The organism is Streptomyces sp. NPDC107498, from assembly GCF_055582805.1.
The window spans coordinates 121,290-135,553 of the sequence record NZ_JBVJPE010000009.1; the positions used below are offsets into that span (position 1 = coordinate 121,290).

14 protein-coding genes are annotated in these 14,264 nt (G+C 72.1%); 5 read left to right on the top strand and 9 right to left on the bottom strand.

The window, feature by feature from the left end; translation table 11 throughout:
• Window positions 1-96: 96 nt before the first annotated feature.
• From ACZ66Z_RS18070 to ACZ66Z_RS18080, 3 genes are all read right to left on the bottom strand, one after another.
• On the bottom strand, window positions 97-1,122 hold the full coding sequence (locus tag ACZ66Z_RS18070; protein ID WP_391912207.1) for a 6-phosphofructokinase: 1,026 nt from the start codon (window positions 1,120-1,122) through the stop codon (window positions 97-99).
• Window positions 1,123-1,280: 158 nt separating this feature from the next.
• Entirely contained in the window at window positions 1,281-2,009 is a 729-nt protein-coding gene (locus tag ACZ66Z_RS18075; protein ID WP_030686136.1) for a type 1 glutamine amidotransferase, read from the bottom strand.
• Between the two features lie 19 nt (window positions 2,010-2,028).
• Window positions 2,029-3,276, bottom strand: a complete 1,248-nt coding sequence (locus tag ACZ66Z_RS18080; RefSeq protein WP_356901112.1) for a Mur ligase family protein — start codon at window positions 3,274-3,276, stop codon at window positions 2,029-2,031.
• Between the two features lie 126 nt (window positions 3,277-3,402).
• Here ACZ66Z_RS18080 and def point away from each other — a divergent pair, with 126 nt between their 5' ends.
• Window positions 3,403-3,963: a peptide deformylase gene (gene def / locus ACZ66Z_RS18085; RefSeq protein ID WP_469934993.1), complete on the top strand. Its 561-nt coding sequence runs from the start codon at window positions 3,403-3,405 to the stop codon at window positions 3,961-3,963.
• Between the two features lie 24 nt (window positions 3,964-3,987).
• On the opposite strand, the gene ACZ66Z_RS18090 is transcribed toward def, so the two are convergent.
• Complete coding sequence (locus tag ACZ66Z_RS18090; RefSeq protein WP_469934995.1) at window positions 3,988-4,635, bottom strand: TetR/AcrR family transcriptional regulator; 648 nt, start codon at window positions 4,633-4,635, stop codon at window positions 3,988-3,990.
• Window positions 4,636-4,797: 162 nt separating this feature from the next.
• Here ACZ66Z_RS18090 and ACZ66Z_RS18095 point away from each other — a divergent pair, with 162 nt between their 5' ends.
• Window positions 4,798-6,009 (top strand): acyl-CoA dehydrogenase family protein, encoded by a 1,212-nt coding sequence (locus ACZ66Z_RS18095; RefSeq protein WP_469934997.1) that lies wholly within the window; start codon window positions 4,798-4,800, stop codon window positions 6,007-6,009.
• 11 nt (window positions 6,010-6,020) lie between these two features.
• Here ACZ66Z_RS18095 and ACZ66Z_RS18100 read toward each other — a convergent pair whose 3' ends face one another.
• Entirely contained in the window at window positions 6,021-6,488 is a 468-nt protein-coding gene (locus tag ACZ66Z_RS18100) for a VOC family protein (protein WP_469934999.1), read from the bottom strand.
• Between the two features lie 197 nt (window positions 6,489-6,685).
• Here ACZ66Z_RS18100 and ACZ66Z_RS18105 point away from each other — a divergent pair, with 197 nt between their 5' ends.
• On the top strand, window positions 6,686-8,059 hold the full coding sequence (locus tag ACZ66Z_RS18105; protein WP_469935000.1) for a cytochrome P450: 1,374 nt from the start codon (window positions 6,686-6,688) through the stop codon (window positions 8,057-8,059).
• A 41-nt stretch (window positions 8,060-8,100) separates the two neighbouring features.
• Here ACZ66Z_RS18105 and ACZ66Z_RS18110 read toward each other — a convergent pair whose 3' ends face one another.
• Both ACZ66Z_RS18110 and ACZ66Z_RS18115 read right to left on the bottom strand, forming a co-directional pair.
• On the bottom strand, window positions 8,101-8,868 hold the full coding sequence (locus ACZ66Z_RS18110) for a putative protein N(5)-glutamine methyltransferase (RefSeq protein WP_469935002.1): 768 nt from the start codon (window positions 8,866-8,868) through the stop codon (window positions 8,101-8,103).
• Window positions 8,861-9,343, bottom strand: coding sequence for a glutathione peroxidase (locus ACZ66Z_RS18115; RefSeq protein WP_469935004.1), 483 nt, complete (start codon window positions 9,341-9,343; stop codon window positions 8,861-8,863). Before ACZ66Z_RS18115 ends, ACZ66Z_RS18110 begins: the two co-directional genes overlap by 8 nt.
• 36 nt (window positions 9,344-9,379) lie before the next feature.
• Between ACZ66Z_RS18115 and ACZ66Z_RS18120 the strand changes: the two genes are divergently transcribed.
• Together ACZ66Z_RS18120 and ACZ66Z_RS18125 are read left to right on the top strand one after the other, a co-directional pair.
• A complete protein-coding gene (locus ACZ66Z_RS18120) occupies window positions 9,380-9,604 on the top strand; it encodes a DUF6011 domain-containing protein (RefSeq protein WP_469935006.1) in 225 nt (74 codons plus the stop codon).
• A 110-nt stretch (window positions 9,605-9,714) separates the two neighbouring features.
• The gene (locus ACZ66Z_RS18125; RefSeq protein WP_469935008.1) at window positions 9,715-10,785 is read left to right on the top strand and encodes an RNA ligase (ATP); all 1,071 of its coding nucleotides are present in this window, start codon (window positions 9,715-9,717) and stop codon (window positions 10,783-10,785) included.
• A 33-nt stretch (window positions 10,786-10,818) separates the two neighbouring features.
• On the opposite strand, the gene ACZ66Z_RS18130 is transcribed toward ACZ66Z_RS18125, so the two are convergent.
• Both ACZ66Z_RS18130 and ACZ66Z_RS18135 read right to left on the bottom strand, forming a co-directional pair.
• Window positions 10,819-11,682, bottom strand: a complete 864-nt coding sequence (locus ACZ66Z_RS18130; protein ID WP_469935010.1) for an acyl-CoA thioesterase — start codon at window positions 11,680-11,682, stop codon at window positions 10,819-10,821.
• Window positions 11,683-11,694: 12 nt separating this feature from the next.
• Complete coding sequence (locus ACZ66Z_RS18135) at window positions 11,695-14,253, bottom strand: DEAD/DEAH box helicase (protein ID WP_469935012.1); 2,559 nt, start codon at window positions 14,251-14,253, stop codon at window positions 11,695-11,697.
• Between the last annotated feature and the right edge of the window lie 11 nt (window positions 14,254-14,264).

The following is a 14,264-nucleotide window of genomic DNA, read 5'->3' on the forward strand; positions in this document are numbered from 1 at the left end:
ACTCCTGGAGCCCGATTCGCGCTTGTTGTCCGCACCAGACTAGAACCGCCCCCGGTCGCGACCGCGACCGGGGGCGGATGTCACGCACGGGAGCCGTCAGAGCACGCACTCCGCCTCGACGTACCGGTCGGCCGGAACCGTCTTGAGGGTCTCCACGGCCTGCGCCAGCGGGACCATCGTGATCTCCGTGCCGCGCAGCGCGGTCAGCATGCCGAACTCGCCGCGGTGCGCCGCCTCCACCGCGTGCCAGCCGAAGCGGGTCGCGAGCACCCGGTCGTACGCGGTCGGCGTGCCGCCGCGCTGGACGTGGCCGAGGATCACCGGGCGGGCCTCCTTGCCGAGGCGCCGCTCCAGCTCGGCGGAGAGCTGGTTGGCGATGCCGGTGAAGCGCTCGTGGCCGTAGATGTCGGTGCCGGCGGTCTTGAAGTCCATCGAGCCCTCGCGCGGCTTCGCGCCCTCGGCGACGACCACGATCGCGAACCGCTTGCCGGCCTCGAAGCGCTCGCCGACCCGGGAGGTCAGCTCGTCGATGTCGAAGGGGCGCTCGGGGACGACCACGGCGTGCGCGCCGGCGGCCATGCCGGAGTGCAGCGCTATCCAGCCGGTGTGGCGGCCCATCACCTCGACGACGAGGACCCGCTGGTGCGACTCGGCGGTGGTCTTCAGCCGGTCGAGGGCCTCGGTGGCGACGGTGACGGCCGTGTCGAAGCCGAAGGTGACGTCGGTGGAGGCGATGTCGTTGTCGATCGTCTTCGGGACGCCGACGATCGGGAGCCCCGCCTCGGAGAGCAGGTTCGCCGCCTTCAGGGTGCCCTCGCCGCCAATCGGGATGATGGCGTCGAGGCCGAGGTCGGCGACGTGGCCCCGGGCGCGCTCGACGCCGTCGACGAGGTGCGCGGGCTGGACCCGGGAGGAGCCGAGGATGGTGCCGCCCCGGGCCAGGATGCCGCCCACCGCGTCGAGATCGAGCTTGCGGTAGTCGCAGTCCAGGAGGCCCTTCCACCCGTCGTGGAAGCCGATGACCTCGTCGCCGTGGTCGACGACGGCGCGGTGCACGACGGAACGGATGACAGCGTTCAGACCGGGGCAGTCTCCGCCGGAGGTGAGCACGCCAATGCGCATAGCCCAAAAACCTTTGCAACGTGGGCCGACTCCCGGACCACGTCGTCCGGCTGGATCCCCGCCACCCTATAGCCGAAGGGGCGGCGGGGCCGAACCGGATGTCCGCACAGTGGACGACGTACGTTCGTACGAGGGGCGGGCGGCGGCCCCGGGGTGACTCAGGCGGGCTGCGTGGCCGCCGCGATGCGCTCGGCGCGCAGCGCCTCGTACCAGCGGTCGTCGGTCGGCGGCAGCGCGTTCACGTCGAGGGCCAGCTTCAGGAGCAGGTCCGCGATCTGCGGGTTGCGGGCCATGACGGGGCCGTGCATGTACGTACCGAAGACGGTGTCGTTGTACGCGCCCTCGGTGCCGTCGCCGGTCCCGTTGCCGTTGCCGAAGACGGTCCGGGCGAACGGCCGGGCCGTCGGGCCCAGATGGGTGATGCCCTGGTGGTTCTCGAACCCGGTCAGCTGGGGGAGGCCCAGGCGCGGGTCGATGTCCCCGAGGACGTCGCCGACGCAGCGGGCGCCCTCGCCACGGGTCGAGATCACGTCGATGAGCCCGAGGCCGGCCTCGCGCTCGCCGAGGTCGTTGATGAACTCGTGGCCCAGGATCTGGTACCCGGCGCAGACCGAGAAGATGATCGCGCCGTTGGAGGCGGCCCGGCTCAGGCCGCCGTCCCGCCGCAGCCGCTCGGCCGCGAGCCGCTGCGGACGGTCCTCGCCGCCGCCGATCAGGTAGATGTCGCCCGAGGTGGGCACCGGCTGGTCGCTGCGGACGTCGACGCGCTCGACGCTGAGGCCGCGCTGTTCGGCACGGCGCTGGACGACGAGGACGTTGCCCTGGTCGCCGTAGGTGCTGAGCAGGTCCGGGTAGACCCAGACCAGGCGCAGGCTGCTGTCACTCATGCTGCAAGTCCTCTACGGGTCAGTTGCCGACGCGGCGGCGGACGTCCTGGAAGGCGGTGTAGTTGGCGATCAGCTCGATCTGTCCGGGCGGGGCCATCGTGACGGCCTCGTCCAGGGTCTCGCAGACGCGGAAGTCCACGCCCGCGACCTCCAGGCGGACCGCGAGGTCCAGCTTCCGGTCGCCGATCACCATGATGGGGTGGCCGGCGAGCCGGCCGTAGTCCACGTCCCACAGCCAGGAGGTGTCCGTGCCGTCGGCGCCCCGGGCGTTGACCGAGAGGATCACCGGGGCGGGCGGCCCGTCGATGAGGGAGAACGTTTCGAGCCAGCCGGCCGGGTTCTTCGCGAGGAGCAGACGCAGGTCGCGGTTCTGGAAGGAGACCACGTCGTAGCGTCCGGCGACGGCCTGCACCTGGTACATGCGCTCCAGGGCCACCTGCGGCGGCACCCCGAAGACCGCGGCGACGGCGGCCGAGGTGGCGGCGTTCGCCTTGTTGGCGCGGCCGGGCAGCTGGAGGCGGATCGGCCAGGCCGAACCGTGCGGGTCGAGCACGTGGTCGCCGCTGAGCGCCCAGCTCGGCGCGGGACGGCGGAAACCGCACTCGCCGCAGAACCAGTCGTCGCCCGGACGCTGCATCACACCGCCGCAGGCGGGGCACGACCAGGCGTCGTCCTTCCACTCCTGGCCGGCGGCGACCCACACCACGTTGGGGGAGGAGGAGGCGGCCCACACGATGAGCGGGTCGTCGGCGTTGGCGATGACCACGGCCTTGGTGCCGTTGAGGCCCTCGCGCCACTTCTCGGCGAGCATCCGGGTCTCGGCCGCGCGGTCGAGCTGGTCGCGGGAGAGGTTGAGCAGCGCGATCGCCTTGGGCGTGGTGTCCCGGGCGACGCCCGCGAGGTACTTCTCGTCGACCTCGATCACACCGAACTTGGAGTCCGTGCCGCCGGCCAGCGCCGAGGTGATGCCGGCGGGCATGTTGGCGCCGAGGGCGTTGGAGACCACGGGGCCGGCGGCGCGCAGGGCCTCCGCGATGAGCCGGGTCGTGGTGGTCTTGCCGTTGGTCGCCGACACCAGGACGACGTCCAGATGCTGCGCGAGCCGACCGAGGAGGTCGGGGTCGAGCTTCAGCGCCACCCGGCCGCCGATCACCGATCCGCTGCCGCGCCCCGCCGCACGCGACACCGCGGCCGCGGCCTTGCCCGCCGTCACGGCCAGCTTGGCGCGCGGCGACAGCGGCTCTGGATTACCGGGGTGTCCTGACATCGTTCTTGTTCCTCCTTGCGTCGGTCCGGGCTCAGCCTATCGAGATCCGGCCAGCAGCCCGAACAGCGGCACCGGCGAGCGGTCACGCGAAACGAGGAGGTCACGACGGACCGTACCCTTACGGCCATGCGAAACCGGCCCATCCCCGGCAGTTCCGGCCTCGTCCGAGCGATGACGCTCCTCGGCGACCCCGTGCTGCACACCCCCTGCGCGCCCGTCACCGACTTCGGCCCCGAACTGGCCCGGCTCGTCGAGGACATGTTCGCCACGATGTACGCGGCGCACGGCGTGGGCCTGGCGGCGAACCAGGTCGGCACGGGCCTGCGGGTGTTCGTGTACGACTGCCCCGACGACGAGGAGAAACGCCATCTGGGCCATGTGGTGAACCCGCGCCTGGTGGAGGCGGACGGCGACGTGGTCCGGGGCCCCGAGGGCTGTCTCTCCCTGCCGGGCCTGGAGGCGCCGACCCCCCGCTTCGACCGCGCGGTGGTGGAGGGCGTACGCCTGGACGGCACCCCGATACGGATCGAGGGGACGGGTTTCTTCGCCCGCTGCCTCCAGCACGAGACGGACCACCTGGAGGGCGGGGTCTACGCGGACCGCGTCACGGGGTGGCGCAAGTCACGCCTGCTGCGCACGATCCGCAAGCAGCCGTGGGGGTCCGGGGCATCCCTCCTGGAGGCCTGAGGCTTCCCGGAGGCCCGGGGCCTCCTAGAAGCCCGGCCCGCCCGGGAGGTCGTCGGCCGCCGCGAGGCGGCCCCACAGGAGGTCGGCCAGGCTCTTGACCAGGTCCGGGCGGGAGCAGGGGCGCTCGCCGAGCCACCAGTCGCCGGCCGCGTGCATCATGCCGACGATGCCGTGGCCCCAGATCCGGGCCTGGGCCTCGGCGGCCGGTCCCAGGTCGACGCGCTCGGCGATGACCTGGCCGAGCTCCTCGCCCATGCGGCGCAGCAGCGGGGCCGAGTGGCGGCCGACGTCGAAGCCCTGCTCGGTCTGGTGGGACTCCTCCGCCGGGTGCATGAGGAAGCGGTAGACCTGGGGCATCGCCTCGATGGACGCCAGGTACGTGTCGAGGGTGGCCTCGACGCGGCGGCGCCGGTCGGCGGGCGCGTCGAGCGAGGCCCGGAGGGAGGCGAGGAGCGCGTCCGTGTGCCGGGTGGCGAGGGCGCGGTAGAGGCCGCCCTTGTCGCCGAAGTGGCGGTAGAGGATCGGCTTGGTGATGCCGGCCTCGGCCGCGATCGCGTTCATGGACGCCTTGGGGCCGTCCCGGAGCACCACCCGGTCCGCCGCCTCCAACAGCTCGCGGCGCCGCTGCTCGGCGGCCGTCTGCTGGTCGGTGGCCCGGTGTGCGATGTCCATGTGCGTGTCTCCCCGCCCGTGCGATTCGTGAGGCTCTCGCAACGTAACACCCGGCCGGGATCCGGTGTCGGTCGGGCCGAACCGCTCCACCGCAGGTTGACAGCCTCTACCCACCGGTAACAGACTGCTGTTACCGCAAGTAACGTCATGCTGGGAGGGAACATGGGCGAGTTCACGCTCGAACTCAACGAGGACCAGAAGCAGGTCCGCGACTGGCTCCACGGCTTCGCCGCCGATGTGATGCGCCCCGCGGCCGCCGAGTGGGACGAGCGTGAGGAGACTCCCTGGCCGATCATCCAGGAAGCGGCCAAGCTCGGCATCTACTCCCTCGACTTCTACGCCCAGCAGTTCTTCGACCCGACCGGCCTCGGCATCCCCATGGTGATGGAGGAGCTCTTCTGGGGCGACGCCGGCATCGCCCTCTCCATCGTCGGCACCGGTCTCGCCGCCGTCGGCGTCCTCGCCAACGGTACCGAGGAGCAGATCGGCACCTGGGTCCCGCAGATGTACGGCGACGCGAACGACGTCAAGGTCGCCGCCTTCTGCTCCTCCGAGCCCGACGCCGGCTCGGACGTCGCCTCCATGCGCACCCGCGCCGTGTACGACGAGGCCAAGGACGAGTGGGTCCTCAACGGGACCAAGACCTGGGCGACCAACGGCGGCATCGCCAACGTCCACGTCGTCGTCGCCGTCGTCGACCCCGGGCTCGGCTCCAAGGGCCACGCCTCCTTCATCGTGCCGCCGAACACCCCCGGCCTCTCCCAGGGCCAGAAGTTCCAGAAGCACGGCATCCGCGCCTCCCACACCGCCGAGGTCGTCCTGGAGGACGTCCGCGTCCCCGGCTCCTGCCTGCTCGGCGGCAAGGACAAGCTGGACGAGCGGCTCGCCCGCGCCCGCGAGAAGGCGAAGTCCGGCGAGCGCGTGAAGAACGCCGCCATGGCCACCTTCGAGGCCTCCCGCCCGGCGGTCGGCGCCATGGCCGTCGGCACCGCCCGCGCCGCGTACGAGGTCGCCCTCGACTACGCCAGGACCCGCGTCCAGTTCGGCCGCCCGATCATCGAGAACCAGGGCGTCGCCTTCCAGCTCGCCGACATGGCCACCCAGATCGACGCCGCCCGCCTCCTCGTCTGGCGCGCCTCCTGGATGGCCACCGCGGGCAAGCCCTTCACGGCGGCCGAGGGCTCGATGTCCAAGCTGTACGCGAGCGAGGTCGCCAAGAAGGTCACCGCCCAGGCCATCCAGATCCTCGGCGGCAACGGCTACACCCGCGAGTACCCGGTGGAGCGCATGCACCGCGACGCCGCCATCTACACGATCTTCGAGGGCACGAGCGAGATCCAGCGCATGGTCATCAGCCGCGCCCTCGCGAAGTAGCCGCCCGGTCCTCACACGAGGCAGAACTCGTTGCCCTCCGGGTCCTGGAGGACCACCGCGTAGTGGTCCATGCCGTTCGGCTCGTCCATCGCGTACAGGACGGTCGCGCCGAGCGCCGTCAGCCGGGCCACCTCGCCGTCCACGCGCTCGCGCCGGACGGCGAGGGGGACCTCGCGGCCGCCGCCGACCTTCAGGTCGAGGTGGACGCGGTTCTTGACGGTCTTGCGCTCCGGGACGCGCTGGAACCAGACCCGGGGGCCCGCGCCCTTCGGGTCGACGATGGACTCCGGCAGCTCCCCGGCGTCCCCGCCGAGCTCGTCCTCCGGCACGCCGATCGCCTCCCAGTACGCCCGCCAGGTCGCGTGCCCGGCGGGCGGCGGGTCGGGGACGTACCGCAGGGCGTCCAGCCAGAAGGGCACCAGCCGCTGGGGGTCGGCGCAGTCGATGGTCAGTTGCAGCGTCAGCTCGGGTCGCTCCATGGGAAGGAGCCTTCCAGACGCCACTGACAACGGCCCCTGACAACGGCCTCCGATCAACGGACCCTGCGACCGACCGACCGACCGACCGACCGACCGACCGACCGGCCGGATCCTGTCCACGGTCCGGGCCTCCCTACCCGTGAGTCACCTCCTGAGGGAGAATCAGCTCGCAGGCGACGATCGAGGGGGAACCGTTCATGGCCATCACCACAGGTGTCGAAGCACCCGAACTCGCGGGAAGTCCGCTGCTCGGCTCCATGCTCGACCTCAAGAAGGACTCGCTGGGCACCTTCCTGCGCGCCCGGCGCGAGCACGGGGACGTCGTGAAGCTGACCGCGGGCCCGCCCGGGATCCGCGCCTCCTTCTACGGCGTCTTCTCCGCGGAGGGCGCCCAGCAGGTCCTCGCCGGGGAATCCGCCAACTTCCGCAAGGACAACGCCTTCTACCAGGAGATCCGCGAGTCCTTCGGCAACGGCCTGCTGACCAGCCAGGACGAGGACTACCTCCGCCAGCGCCGGCTCGTCCAGCCCCTCTTCACCAAGCGCCGCGTCGACGGCTACGCGGGGGCCGTCGCAGCCGAGGTCACCACCCTCGTCGGCGAATGGGAGGACGGCGGCGCCGAGACCGTCGACGTCCTCCACGAGATGACCCGCCTCGCCCTGCGCGCGGTCGCCCGCATCCTCTTCGGCACCGACGTCGACGCGGCCGTCGAGATCGTCGAGCGCTGCTTCCCCGAACTCGGCGCCTACGTGCTCCGCCGCGGCTACTCCCCGGTCAAGTTCCCGCGCGACTGGCCCACCCCCGGCAACCGCAAGGCCGCCGCCGTCCACCAGGCGCTGTACGAGGTCTGCGACCGGATCATCGCCGAGCGGCGCGGCTCCGGCCGGGCCTTCGCCGACGGCGACGACCTCCTCACCCTGCTCGTCGAGGCGGAGAGCGCCGAGGACGGCAGCTTCGACGCCACCGAGCTGCGCGAACAGGTCCTCGTCTTCCTGCTGGCCGGGCACGAGACCACCGCCACCTCCCTCGGCTTCGCCCTCCACCTCCTCGCCCGCCACCCGGAGGTGCTGAAGCGGGCCCACGAGGAGGTCGACCGGGTCCTCGGAGGCCGTACCCCCGGCGCCGCCGACCTCGACGCGCTGCCCTACCTCACGCAGGTGCTCAAGGAGACCATGCGCCTCTTCCCCGCCGCCCCGGCAGTGGGCCGCCGCGCCGTCGCCGCCACCGTGATCGGCGGCGTCACCATCCCGGCGGGCGCGGACGTCATCGTCTCCTCCTGGGTCACCCACCGGCACCCCGCCTACTGGGAGGACCCGGAGCGCTTCGATCCGGACCGCTTCACGCCCGAGGCGGAGGCGGCCCGCCCCCGGTACGCCTGGTACCCCTTCGGCGGCGGCCCGCGGGCCTGCATCGGCCAGCACTTCTCGATGCTGGAGTCGGTGATCGCGCTGGCGATGGTCCTCCAGAAGTACGGCTTCGAGGCCGTCGACACCGAGGTGCCGGTCGGCTCCGCGATCACCCTCACCACGCACGGCCCGGCCCGCTGCCGACTGGTGCCGAGGAAGGCGTAGCCGGGCCGCACGGGGGAGCGGTCAGGGCCGCTCCCCCCGTCTCACGGCCGGGTCGCGACGACGATCGTCGCCCACCACTCCTCGGAGGTGACGACCCGCGGCAGCAGGCCGGCCGCGGACGTCACCGCGAGGGCCGTCTCCGCCTGCCGCTCGCTCGTCTCCACCAGCAGGTGCCCGCCCGGTGCCAGCCACTCCGGAGCCTCGCCGGCGACCCGCCGCAGCACGTCGAGACCGTCCGCGCCGCCGTCGAGCGTGACGAGCGGCTCGTGGTCGCGGGCCTCGGGCGGCAGCAGCCCGATCTCCCCGGTCGGCACGTACGGCACGTTGGCGACCAGGACCTCGACCAGGCCCCGCAGCTCGCGCGGCAGCGGTGCGAAGAGGTCCCCCTCATAGACCCGGCCGCCGCGCGGCTCGACGTTCCGCCGGGCGCAGCGCACCGCCGCCGGTTCGATGTCCGAGGCGTGCACCCGAGCCCCCTCGACCCCGGCGAGCAGCGCGGCGCCCGCGGCGCCGGAGCCGCAGCACAGGTCGACGCAGAGGGCGCCGGGCCGGGCCAGCTCCACCGCCTGGCCGACGAGGAACTCCGTACGCCGCCGGGGCACGAAGACCCCGCCGTCGACCTCGATCCGCAGCCCGGCGAACCCGGCCCAGCCCACGACGTGCTCCAGCGGCAGGCCGGAGGCCCGCCGCCGGACCATCAGGTCCAGCTCGGCGGGCCCGGTGGCGGTCGCGAGGAGCATCTCCGCCTCCTCCTCGGCGAAGACGCACCCGGCGGCCCGCAGCCGTTCGACGACCCCGGGGTCAGACAAGCTGCGCCTCGATCGCCGCCACGACCTCGGGGGCGTCCGGCTCGGTGCGCGGACGGAAGCGGGTGACCTCGCCGTCCCGGCCGATGAGGAACTTCTCGAAGTTCCACTGCACGTCACCGGCCTCGCCCTCGGCGTCGGCGACCTTCACCAGCTCCGAGTAGAGCGGGTGGCGGCCCTCGCCGTTCACGTCCGTCTTCTCCAGCAGCGGGAAGGAGACCCCGTACGTCGCCGAACAGAAGGTCGCGATCTCCTCGGCGCTGCCGGGCTCCTGCCCCGCGAACTGGTTGCAGGGCACCCCGAGCACGGTGAAGCCGCGCTCCCCGTACTCCTTCTGCAGCCGCTCCAGACCCGCGTACTGCGGGGTCAGGCCGCACTTCGAGGCCACGTTCACCACCAGCACGGCCCGGTCGCGGTAGTCGGCCAGGGAGACCGGCTCGCCGGTCAGGGTCTTCAGGGGGATGTCGTACAGGCTCATGGACTGCTCCTCGTCGAAATGGGGTTTGATCTCAACATGGGAGACGAACCACTGGCAATCGCGATCGATTCCGCAGCTCGGACAGGACTTCGCCGGGTGTCCTGCCGACTCTGCGGCCGCCCCCTGACCGGCGCCGACTCCCGGCGCACGGGCCTGGGCCCCACCTGCGACGCCAAACTCCACCCGGCGCCCCCGGACATCCGCACCCGCCGCCACGAGGTGGCCCAGGACACCCTCCCGGGCCTGGACGACGAGCCGTAGGCCCCGGACCCGGCGACGCTACCAGGCGGCAAATCGATCGCCCACGGGAATTCGAGTCGGCACAGTCGGTCGCGATGAGACCGAAACCCGAGCGACCGGAGTCCTGAACCGTGTCCACCCTGCGCGTCACCGCCGAAGTCCTGACCGTCCACCCGCACCCGAACGCCGACGCCCTGGAGCTCGCCCAGGTCGGGCTCTACCGGGCCGTCGTCGCCAAGGGGGCCTACCGGACGGGCGACGCCGCCGTGTACATCCCCGAGCAGGCCGTGCTGCCCCCCGCGCTCGTCGACGAGCTGGGGCTGACCGGACGGCTCGCCGGAGGGAACGCGGACCGGGTGAAGGCCGTACGGCTGCGCGGCGAGCTGTCGCAGGGGATCGTCTGCCGGCCCGCCGCGCTCGCCGGCACGGACCTGGCGCGGGCCGCGGCCGAGGGGACCGACTTCGCGGAGGCGCTCGGGATCGCCAAGTGGGTCCCGCCGGTACCGCCGACGATGAGCGGGGACGTGGAGGCGGCGCCGGACCTGCTGCCGTGGGTCGACATCGAGAACCTCCAGCGCTACCCGGACCTGTTCGAGCCCGGCGAGCCCGTCGTCCTGACGGAGAAGCTCCACGGGACCGCGTGCCTGCTGACCTTCCACGCCGGGGAGGGACGCACGCAGGTCTCCTCGAAGGGATTCGGGGCGAAGGGCCTCGCCCTCCGGGAGGACCCGCGCAACCTGTACTGGCGGGCCGTCCGCGGCCACGGCCTCGCCGCCGTCGCCGAGCGGCTCGCGCAGCGCCTCGGCGCCCGCCGGGTCGGCCTCTTCGGCGAGGTGTACGGCTCCGGGGTGCAGGACCTCGCCTACGGCGCCGACGCGCGCTCCGAGACCGTCGGCTACGCGCTGTTCGACGTGTCCGCCGAGATCGACGGGCAGGTGCGGTGGCTCGACCCGGCGGAGGTCCTGGAGAGCGGCGAGGTCCCCCTCGTCCCGCGCCTGTACTCCGGCCCGTACGACCTCGACACCGTCCTCGCGCACGCGAGCGGCCGGGAGACCGTCTCCGGCCGGGAGGCCCATCTGCGGGAGGGCGTCGTCATCCGCCCCGCGACCGAGCGGTACAGCCCGGTCACCGGCGGCCGGGCCATCGCCAAGGCGGTCAGCCCGGCCTACCTCACCCGCAGGGGCGGCACCGAGTTCGAGTGACGCACGGGGGCCGGGCCCCCGCGGCCCGTGGGGTCAGAGCTTCCTGAACAGGCCCTCCTGGACCACCGACACCAGGAGCCTGCCCTCGCGGTCGTAGATCCGGCCCCGCGCGAGTCCCCGGCCGCCCGTGGCGACCGGGGACTCCTGGTCGTACAGGAACCACTCGTCCGCCCGGAAGGGCCGGTGGAACCACATCGCGTGGTCCAGCGAGGCCATGTCGAAGCCGCGCGGGCCCCAGAGCGGCTCGACCGGGATCCGGACCGCGTCCAGGAGGGTCATGTCCGAGGCGTACGTCAGGGCGCAGGTGTGGACGAGCGGGTCGTCGCCCAGCGGCCCCACCGCCCGCATCCACACCGCGGAGCGCGGGTCGGCGTCCTTGACCTCCTCCGCGGTCCAGCGCAGCCGGTCCACGTACCGGATGTCGAAGGGCTGCCGGCGGGCCATCCGCTCCAGGGCCTCGGGCAGCGCGCCCAGGTGCTCCCGGATCTCGTCCGCGAGGTTCGGCAGCGTCTCCGGATCGGTCAGGTGCCTCGGCGGCAGCTGGTGCTCGAAGGCGCCCTCCTCCGGCTTGTGGAAGGAGGCGGTGAGGTTGAAGACCGTCCGGCCCTCCTGGACCGCGGTGACGCGGCGGGTCGTGAACGACCGGCCGTCCCGCACCCGCTCCACCTGGTACACGATCGGCACCCCGGGCCGACCCGGCCGCAGGAAATAGGCGTGCAGCGAGTGCACCGGCCGGTCGCCCTCCGTGGTGCGGCCGGCCGCCACCAGGGCCTGCCCGGCGACCTGCCCGCCGAAGACCCGTTGCAGCGACTCCTGCGGGCTGCGCCCGCGGAAGATGTCGACCTCGATCCGCTCCAGGTCGAGCAGGTCCACGAGCCTCTCGGCGGGATTGGTCACCACGGGTCTCCTCTACAGCTGTCCGACGGACGTCACGCGGACCACCGCGCGGCCCTCCTCGTCGGAGGCCGCGAGATCCACCTCCGCGCCGATGCCCCAGTCATGGTCGCCGTTCGGGTCGGCGAAGGTCTGCCGGACGCGCCACAGCCCGTGCGCCGCGTCCTCCTCGATCGCGAGCAGCTTCGGACCGCGCGCGTCCGGGCCCGTGCCCAGGTCGTCGTACTCGTCCCAGTACCCGTCCATCGCCTCGCCCCACGCGTCCGCGTCCCAGCCGGACTCGGCGTCCAGCTCGCCGAGCGCGTCGACGTTGTCGAGGGCGGCCAGCTCCACCCGGCGGAACATGGCGTTGCGCACCAGCACCCGGAACGCGCGGGCGTTCGCCGTGACCGGCTTGACCTGGTCGGCCTTCTCCTGGGCCTCCTCGGCCGTCTGGACCTCCGGATTGGCCAGCTGCTCCCACTCGTCGAGCAGCGAGGAGTCCACCTGCCGCACCATCTCGCCCAGCCAGGCGATCAGGTCCTCCAGGTCCTCGGTCTTCAGGTCGTCCGGGATGGTGTGGTCGAGCGCCTTGTACGCGCTCGCGAGGTACCGCAGGACGATGCCCTCGGTCCGCGCCAGCTCGTACCAGGAGGTGAACTCCGTGAAGGTCAGCGCCCGTTCGTACATGTCACGGATGACCGACTTCGGCGACACCGGGTGGTCGCCGACCCACGGGTGCGACTTCCGGTACACGTCGTACGCGTGCCAGAGCAGCTCCTCCAGCGGCTTCGGGTACGAGATGTCCTGGAGCCGCTCCATCCGCTCCTCGTACTCGACGCCGTCCGCCTTCATCCGTCCGACGGCCTCCCCGCGCGCCTTGTTCTGCATGGCGGCGAGGATCTGGCGCGGGTCGTCGAGCGTCGACTCGACGACGGACACCATGTCCAGGGCGTACGAGGGCGACTCCGGGTCCAGCAGGTCGAACGCGGCGAGCGCGAACGTCGACAGCGGCTGGTTGAGCGCGAAGTCCTGCTGGAGGTCGACCGTCAGCCGGATCGTGCGGCCCTCGGCGTCCGGCTCGTCCAGCTGCTCCACCACACCGCCGTCGAGCAGCGAGCGGTAGATCGCGATGGCCCGGCGGATGTGCCGCAGCTGCGCCTTGCGCGGCTCGTGGTTGTCCTCCAGGAGCTTGCGCATCGCCTCGAAGGCGTTGCCCGGCCGGGCGATCACCGAGAGCAGCATGATGTTGGTGACCTTGAAGCGGGAGGTCAGCGGCTCCGGCTCGGCCTCGATCAGCCTCTCGAAGGTGGTGTCGCTCCAGGCGACGAAGCCCTCGGGGGCCTTCTTGCGGACCACCTTGCGGCGCTTCTTCGGGTCGTCGCCGGCCTTCGCGAGCGCCTTCTCGTTCTCGATGACGTGCTCGGGGGCCTGCGCCACCACGAGGCCGGCGGTGTCGAAGCCGGCCCGGCCGGCCCGGCCCGCGATCTGGTGGAACTCGCGGGCGCGCAGCGTGCGCACCCGGTTGCCGTCGTACTTGGTGAGGGCCGTGAAGAGCACCGTGCGGATCGGCACGTTCACCCCGACGCCGAGGGTGTCGGTCCCGCAGATCACCTTCAGGAGGCCCGCCTGGGCCAGCTTCTCCACGAGCCGCCGGTACTTCGGCAGCATGCCCGCGTGGTGCACGCCGATGCCGTGCCGCACGTACCGCGAGAGGTTCTGGCCGAACTTGGTGGTGAAGCGGAAGTTGCCGATCAGCTCGGCGATCCGGTCCTTCTCCTCGCGCGTGCACATGTTGATGCTCATCAGCGACTGCGCGCGCTCGACGGCCTGCGCCTGCGTGAAGTGCACGATGTAGACGGGCGCCTGCTTGGTCTCCAGGAGCTCGGTCAGGGTGTCCGTGATGGGCGTGAGCCGGTACTCGTACGACAGCGGCACCGGCCGGGTCGCCGAGCGGACCACCGAGGTCGGCCGCCCGGTCCGCCGGGTCAGGTCCTTCTCGAACATCGACACGTCGCCGAGCGTCGCCGACATGAGGACGAACTGCGCCTGCGGGAGTTCGAGCAGCGGGATCTGCCAGGCCCAGCCGCGGTCCTGCTCGGCGTAGAAGTGGAACTCGTCCATGACGACCTGGCCGATGTCGGCGTCCTTGCCGTCCCGCAGCGCGATCGAGGCGAGCACCTCCGCCGTGCAGCAGATCACCGGCGCGTCCGCGTTCACGGACGCGTCGCCGGTCAGCATGCCGACGTTCTCGGTGCCGAAGAGCTTGCACAGGTCGAAGAACTTCTCCGACACCAGCGCCTTGATCGGCGCGGTGTAGAAGGTCACCTGGTCATGGGCGAGCGCGGTGAAGTGCGCCCCCGCCGCGACCAGCGACTTTCCCGATCCGGTGGGCGTGGACAAGATCACGTTGGCCCCGGAGACGACCTCGATCAGCGCCTCTTCCTGGGCCGGGTAGAGCGTGATGCCCCGGTCCTCGGCCCAGGAGGAGAAGGCCTCGAAGAGGGCGTCGGGGTCGGCGGTCGGCGGCAGCTGATCGATAAGGGTCACGCCCCCATCTTGCCCGCATTCCGCTCGGATGAGGGAACCGGCCATCAGCCGTCGTG